The 6,000-nt window shown below is 60.7% G+C and carries 6 protein-coding genes and 1 pseudogene; 5 read left to right on the top strand and 2 right to left on the bottom strand.

Annotated features, from left to right (window positions below; translation table 11 throughout):
• Positions 1–262, bottom strand: a pseudogene (locus BA190_RS15305) (hypothetical protein); the annotation flags it as partial.
• A 353-nt stretch (positions 263–615) separates the two neighbouring features.
• Between BA190_RS15305 and BA190_RS15300 the strand changes: the two are divergent.
• On the top strand, positions 616–918 hold the full coding sequence (locus BA190_RS15300; protein ID WP_068288829.1) for a hypothetical protein: 303 nt from the start codon (positions 616–618) through the stop codon (positions 916–918).
• A 41-nt stretch (positions 919–959) separates the two neighbouring features.
• Positions 960–1,379: a SufE family protein gene (locus BA190_RS15295; RefSeq protein ID WP_068288826.1), complete on the top strand. Its 420-nt coding sequence runs from the start codon at positions 960–962 to the stop codon at positions 1,377–1,379.
• Positions 1,380–1,505: 126 nt separating this feature from the next.
• On the opposite strand, the gene BA190_RS15290 is transcribed toward BA190_RS15295, so the two are convergent.
• Positions 1,506–1,925 carry a MucR family transcriptional regulator gene (locus tag BA190_RS15290; RefSeq protein WP_068288823.1) on the bottom strand — a complete coding sequence of 140 codons (420 nt, stop codon included), beginning with the start codon at positions 1,923–1,925 and terminating at the stop codon, positions 1,506–1,508.
• 656 nt (positions 1,926–2,581) lie between these two features.
• On the opposite strand from BA190_RS15290, the gene msrB reads away from it, so the two are divergent.
• The 3 genes from msrB to BA190_RS15275 all read left to right on the top strand — a co-directional run bounded on the left by msrB (position 2,582) and on the right by BA190_RS15275 (position 5,970).
• A complete protein-coding gene (gene msrB / locus BA190_RS15285; RefSeq protein WP_311933380.1) occupies positions 2,582–2,989 on the top strand; it encodes a peptide-methionine (R)-S-oxide reductase MsrB in 408 nt (135 codons plus the stop codon).
• 1 nt (position 2,990) lies between these two features.
• Complete coding sequence (locus BA190_RS15280) at positions 2,991–5,111, top strand: S9 family peptidase (protein ID WP_068288817.1); 2,121 nt, start codon at positions 2,991–2,993, stop codon at positions 5,109–5,111.
• A gap of 259 nt (positions 5,112–5,370) precedes the next feature.
• Positions 5,371–5,970, top strand: coding sequence for a superoxide dismutase (locus BA190_RS15275; protein ID WP_068288814.1), 600 nt, complete (start codon positions 5,371–5,373; stop codon positions 5,968–5,970).
• The last annotated feature ends 30 nt before the right edge of the window (positions 5,971–6,000 follow it).

Below are 6,000 nucleotides of genomic sequence, written 5' to 3'. Positions count from 1 at the left end.
CCCTGTGCCCGCCGCTGTGGCGGGCGACGATGCCGGCAAAACCGCATGCGGCGAGGACAGTGAGCAGAGCCGCAACATCGAGACGACCGGTGACGGACAAGCGCCAGACGATAGCGAGCAGGGCGGCAACCAGTACCATGATGCCGCCGACACCGAGGCTGGGACCACCGGAGAAGGCCAGGAAAGGTGGTACCAGCGTCAGCCCGAACAGCGCCGCGCCCAGCAACATGGCAACGAAGGCACCATGGCGAGCTGCTGTCAAGGGATCGTGTTTCGCCGATCCGTGGACCAAGCGGTCGACGGATGCTTTGGCGGATATGAACCAATCAAACTGACGCAACGCCCCGGCACGGCCCTGTGGCCGCGCTCCCTACATGACCCCTCGACCATGGCAGTGCGTCCTTTAAACGAACCCTAAGAGAATGGGCCTGCCAGGCCGTTCCTGCGTCTGGAAAGGCCTCTTGGCGGCGCAAGTGCCAAACATGGTGAACAATTCCTCACCAAGATGGGCTCGCGGGTTAACCATCCCTTCACTTTGCGGCCGTCTGTGCGGTGAGTCACGCTCCTGTCGATGGTGCCCATGCTAGAATTGACCATCGATCGGGAGCCTAAGACGTGTTCTTTATCCTGCGCATGATGTTCTGGCTGGCCGTGGTTGCCCTGCTGTTGCCGGGTCCGCGGGCCCAGCATGACAAGCAGGCTCTGGCGGGCCTGTCGGCAACGACCCTCGCCGACAAGGCCGTCGGCGCCGCCTTGTCCTATTGCGCCGCCAGTCCCCGGCAATGCGCCGCCGGCCTCGCCGGTGCCAGGCAGCTCACCGGCCTGCTCACCAGCCCAGGTGAGGATGCCGCCGCCACTCCTAGCCCGGCCGGTCAGCGCTTCACAGCCTTGCCGCCCCCTCGCCCTTCCATTCCCTGAGAGGGCTTTGTCTTCCTCGGCATCTCACTTATATGAAGGGGATGAGCAGCCAAGATATCGCCGTCATCATCGAGAATTTCGAACTCCTGGACGATTGGGAGGATCGCTATCGTTACCTGATCGAGCTCGGCAAGACGCTGGAGCCACTGCCTGACGAGGCGCGGACAGCGGCCAACAAGGTGCAGGGCTGCGTCAGCCAGGTCTGGCTCGTCACCCATTGGAAGGACGGGCGGGCCGGTTTTCAGTGCGATAGCGACGCCTTTATCGTGCGCGGACTCCTGGCGATCCTGGTTGCCGTCTATTCAGGCCGCACCGCCTCGGAAATTCTGGCCATCGACGCACTCGAGATCTTCCGCAAACTGCAGCTCGAGGAACATCTCACGCCGCAGCGTTCCAACGGGCTGAAATCCTTTGTCGAACGCATTCGCAGCGACGCTCGGCAGGTCCTGGTCACGACCTGATCGCTTCCTGCTTCGGACATCTTGCTCCAAACCACGCCTGACGACACGCCCGCGATGCTTCAAACAACAAGAGCCGGATGCGTGGCATCCGGCTCTTGTTGTCGTTCCGGCAGGGCCGTGGCGAAACTACCGTCCCTTGCGGCGGCGCTGCTGGCCGAGGCCCATCTGCTTGGCCAGGTTGGAGCGGGCCTGAGCATAATTGGGGGCGACCATCGGATAATCAGCCGGCAGGGCCCACTTCTCGCGGTATTCTTCCGGCGAGATATTGTATTGCGTGCGCAGATGACGCTTCAGGGACTTGAACTTCTTACCGTCCTCGAGGCAGATGATGTAATCAGCCGTCACCGACTTCTTGATCGGAACCGCCGGCTTGGGAGCCTCGGCCGGCACTTCCTGCACGCCGCTGGTGATACGCTGAAGAGCACCATGGACCTCATTGATCAAGCCGGGCAGGTCCGATGCAGCAACCGAATTGTTGCTGACATAGGCCGAGACGATGTCCGCCGCGAGCTCGATGAAGTTGGTGTTGTTGGATCCGTCGCTCATGGTAAATCGACTTTCTTTTTTTGGTCTGATTTAACTAAATGTTCACCACCGGCTACGCTGCCGCGCCATTCATTAACAGCAGTGCAGGCCATACATCCGCTTCGCAACTTTGGAATCGCGAATTTCGAATTGCGCACTGATGTAAACTCTCAAATCTTATCAATCAAGATCTTTTGCAAGACAAGCATGAATTTTTCACTACGCCGTTTCTGATTACTGCCGTGAAAACATGCAACCGCCTACGTAAGAAGCGCCCCTATCACAAATGGGTACTGCAACACCCGATCGGACTATCTGATCTGCACTGATAACCGGATAGGTCACGCCAGACACGACAGCAGACTGCAATTGTAGAAAGGCGCGCGCGACCAGCGCATTACGCAGCATCGCTGCGCCTGCCGCCGATCTCTCGCCGATGAGAAAGGTCTACGATTCGATCGGCTTCCCTTGCGACAATTGCCACCCTCGGCAAACGGCAAATGCAAATTTGCAAGCTCGCCGCGGAATTCAACAAGACACAGAATTGCGAACTGTCGCCCCACTCCCTATTTACGACGAACTGAATAGTCTTCAAACGCTCGGCTCGTCGAATCAGTCGCAAAGTATGTCTACCGTTTCGATAGCATCCCTTTGCGGCAAAATATTGGGAGACAATTGTGCCAAACAAGAAAGTTAACAAAACCGATGCGGAATGGCGGACGCTTCTCTCTCCAGAACAATACCACATTACCCGCGAACGCGGCACGGAGCGCGCTTTTACCGGACCTTTCTGGAACGCCAAAGAAAAAGGCACCTATTCCTGCGTCTGTTGCGGTGAGGAATTGTTCAGGTCGGATACCAAATTCGATTCAGGTTGCGGTTGGCCGAGCTATTTCGAGCCTGTGCGCGCGGATGCCGTAGTCGAGTTGGAGGACAGATCCTACGGCATGCGCCGTATCGAGATCCGCTGCGCCGCTTGTGATGCCCATCTCGGCCATGTCTTCCCGGATGGCCCGCCGCCGACGGGCCTGCGCTATTGCATCAATGGCCATGCCATGAATTTCACACCCGACCAGAAGGCATGACATGACGACTTCTTCCCCCATTGTGCCGCCGACTGCCAAAAAGCGGCCGAGCACACGCGTCGTCCACGGTATTGCGTTACAGGACGACTATGCTTGGCTGCGGGCGGACAATTGGCAGGATGTGCTGCGTGATGGCTCGACGCTGCCCTCCGACATCAAGGCCCATCTCGAGCAGGAAAATCGCTATGCCGACGCCCAGCTTGCGGAGGGCGAGCAGCTGCGGGCCGTCCTGTTCGAGGAGCTCAAGGGGAGAATCAAGGCCGACGACTCCTCGGTGCCCTCTCCGGACGGGCCGTTCGACTACTATTCGCGCTTCCGGCAGGGTGGACAGCACCGCCTGTTCTGCCGTCGCCCGCGTGGCGGCGGCGAGGAAACGCTGCTTCTGGATGGCGACGCCCTCGCAAAGGGCAAGAGTTTCTTTGCCTTCGGTGGGTTTGCACCCTCGCCCGATCATCGGCTGATCGCCTGGAGTTGTGATGAGAATGGCTCGGAATTCCATACGATACGCCTGCTTGATACTTCGAAAGGCGTAATGCTGGCCGATCACGTTCCCGATACGGAAGGCGAGGCCGTTTGGCTCGGGGATGGATCGGGCTTCTACTATGTGAAGCTCGACGAGAACCATCGCGCCTCCAGCGTGTGGCTGCATCATCTGGGAACCCCGGCCAGTACCGATCGCCTCATCTACGACGAGGCCGATGCCGGCATGTTCGTCGGCCTGTCGCAGACCCAGTCGCGCGGCCTGGCCGTCATCGACATCCACGACCATGAAACCTCGGAAGTCCGGGTGATCCGCCTCGAGGATGCCGGCAGCCATGTCCATCTGATCGCCGCTCGCCAGGAAGGCGTGCAATATGAGATCGAGCATCTCCCCTTGCCGGACGGGAAGGATCAGTTGCTGATCCTGACCAATTTCGACGACGCCGAGGATTTTCGCATCATGACCGCGCCTCTGGCGACGCCGGCTCAGGCGTCTTCAGCTCAGGCGTCCTGGAGCGATCTCATCCCGCATAAGCCGGGCCGCTACATCCTCGACATGGTGCTGCTGGCCGATTGGCTGGTCCGGCTCGAGCGCGAGGACGGCCTGCCGCGCATCGTGATCCGCTCCCTGTCCAGCGGCGAGGAACACGCCATCGACTTTGCCGAGGAGGCCTATTCCCTCTCGCTCGACGGCGGCATGGAATTTATCACCGACCGGATCCGCTTCATCTATTCCTCGATGACCACGCCGGCCGAGACCTATGACTACGACATGCGCTCGCGCGAGCGCATCCTGCGCAAGCGCCAGGAGGTTCCATCCGGGCACGACCCTGCACTCTACGTCACCCGCCGGGTCTTCGCCCCCACTGCCGATGGCGAAAGCGTGCCCATCAGCCTGCTCTACCGCAAGGAAACCGCCCTGGACGGCTCGGCACCGCTGCTGCTCTACGGCTATGGCGCCTATGGCCTGTCGATGCCGGCGCAGTTTTCCACCAATGCGCTGTCATTGGTCGACCGTGGCTTCGTCTATGCCATCGCCCATATTCGCGGCGGCACGGAAAAGGGCTGGCGCTGGTATCGCGAAGGCAAGCTCGCCAAGAAACCCAACACCTTCCAGGATTTCATCGCGGCCGGCAGCTACTTGGCCGAACGCGGTTTCACCGCCCGCAAGCGGATCGTCGCCCATGGCGGCTCGGCCGGCGGCATGCTGATGGGTGCCGTCGCCAATCTCGCCCCCGATCTGTTCGGCGCCATCGTGGCCGAGGTTCCCTTCGTCGACGTCCTCACCACCATGCTCGATGACAGCCTGCCCCTCACCCCGCCGGAATGGCCCGAATGGGGCAATCCGATCGAGGACGAGGCGGCATTCCGGACCATTCTTTCCTATAGCCCAGTCGACAACGTGGCCGCCCGTCCCTATCCGCCCATCCTGGCCCTTGCCGGCCTGACCGATCCCCGCGTGACCTATTGGGAACCGGCCAAGTGGGTGGCGCGGCTGCGCGAGAAGAACCCGCAGGGCAACCCGGTGATCTTCAAGGTCAATATGGATTCGGGCCATGGCGGGGCTTCGGGGCGCTTCGAACGGCTGAAGGAGGTGGCTCTGGTCCAGGCCTTCGCCCTGCAGAGGATGGGAGCGGCGTAACTTAAAAATCATGCCGGTCACCCTGCCAAATCTGTTCCCTTCCAGCGCCATCGCGCTTAAGTTTGCCCGCCGACGGTGCATCGGCCTCGCAGCCCGCTCCGGCGGGCATTGAGGCTGCTAGCCGCCACCCCTTCATTCGGCTCCCGCCCGGATGGCTGCAAGATCTGCGATCTCGTGGCAACCGTTCGGGAACACTGGACGGGCGGGCTGCGTTTTGTAGCCATGCCCATCGCCATCATGTCACTTCACGAGGAACACCATGTCCTTCACGCTTCCCGAACTGACCTACTCCTATGACGCCCTCGCGCCCTACATGTCGCGCGAAACGCTGGAGTTCCACCACGACAAGCATCACCTTGCTTATGTGAACAACGGCAACAACCTGCTCAAGGGCACGGAGTGGGAAGGCAAGAGCCTCGAGGACATCGTCAAGGGCTCCTATGGCAAGAATGCCGGCCTGTTCAACAATGCCGGCCAGCACTACAACCATCTGCATTTCTGGAAGTGGCTGAAGCCCAATGGCGGCGGCGCGATTCCCGGCAACCTCGAAAAGGCCATCGTCGACGGCCTCGGCTCGGTCGACAAAGCCAAGGAAGACTTCATCCAGGCCGGCGTCACCCAGTTCGGTTCGGGGTGGGCCTGGCTCGCCGTCAAGGACGGCAAGGTCATCATCGCCAAGACCCCGAACGGCGAGAGCCCGCTGGTGCATGGCGCTACCCCGATCCTCGGCGTCGACGTCTGGGAGCATTCCTATTACATCGACTACCGCAACCGTCGCCCCGACTATCTCAAGGCTTTCGTCGACAACCTGGTGAACTGGGAATATGTCGCCGAGCTCTATGAAGCGGCAGTGAAGTAAGCAGCCTTGGAGCGCCATCCGGCCCATGGG

This window comes from Labrys sp. WJW (genome assembly GCF_001676615.1).
Classification (GTDB): Bacteria; Pseudomonadota; Alphaproteobacteria; order Rhizobiales; family Labraceae; genus Labrys; species Labrys sedimenti.
This window is presented reverse-complemented; position numbering and strand designations above follow the sequence as displayed.

Bases quoted from the DNA above. Each gene is read 5' to 3' on its own strand.
- BA190_RS15295 (WP_068288826.1), top strand. From the start codon at position 960: ATGAGCAGCCAAGATATCGCCGTCATCATCGAGAATTTCGAACTCCTG.
- BA190_RS15290 (WP_068288823.1), bottom strand. From the start codon at position 1,925: ATGAGCGACGGATCCAACAACACCAACTTCATCGAGCTCGCGGCGGAC.
- BA190_RS15280 (WP_068288817.1), top strand. From the start codon at position 2,991: ATGACGACTTCTTCCCCCATTGTGCCGCCGACTGCCAAAAAGCGGCCG.
- BA190_RS15275 (WP_068288814.1), top strand. From the start codon at position 5,371: ATGTCCTTCACGCTTCCCGAACTGACCTACTCCTATGACGCCCTCGCG.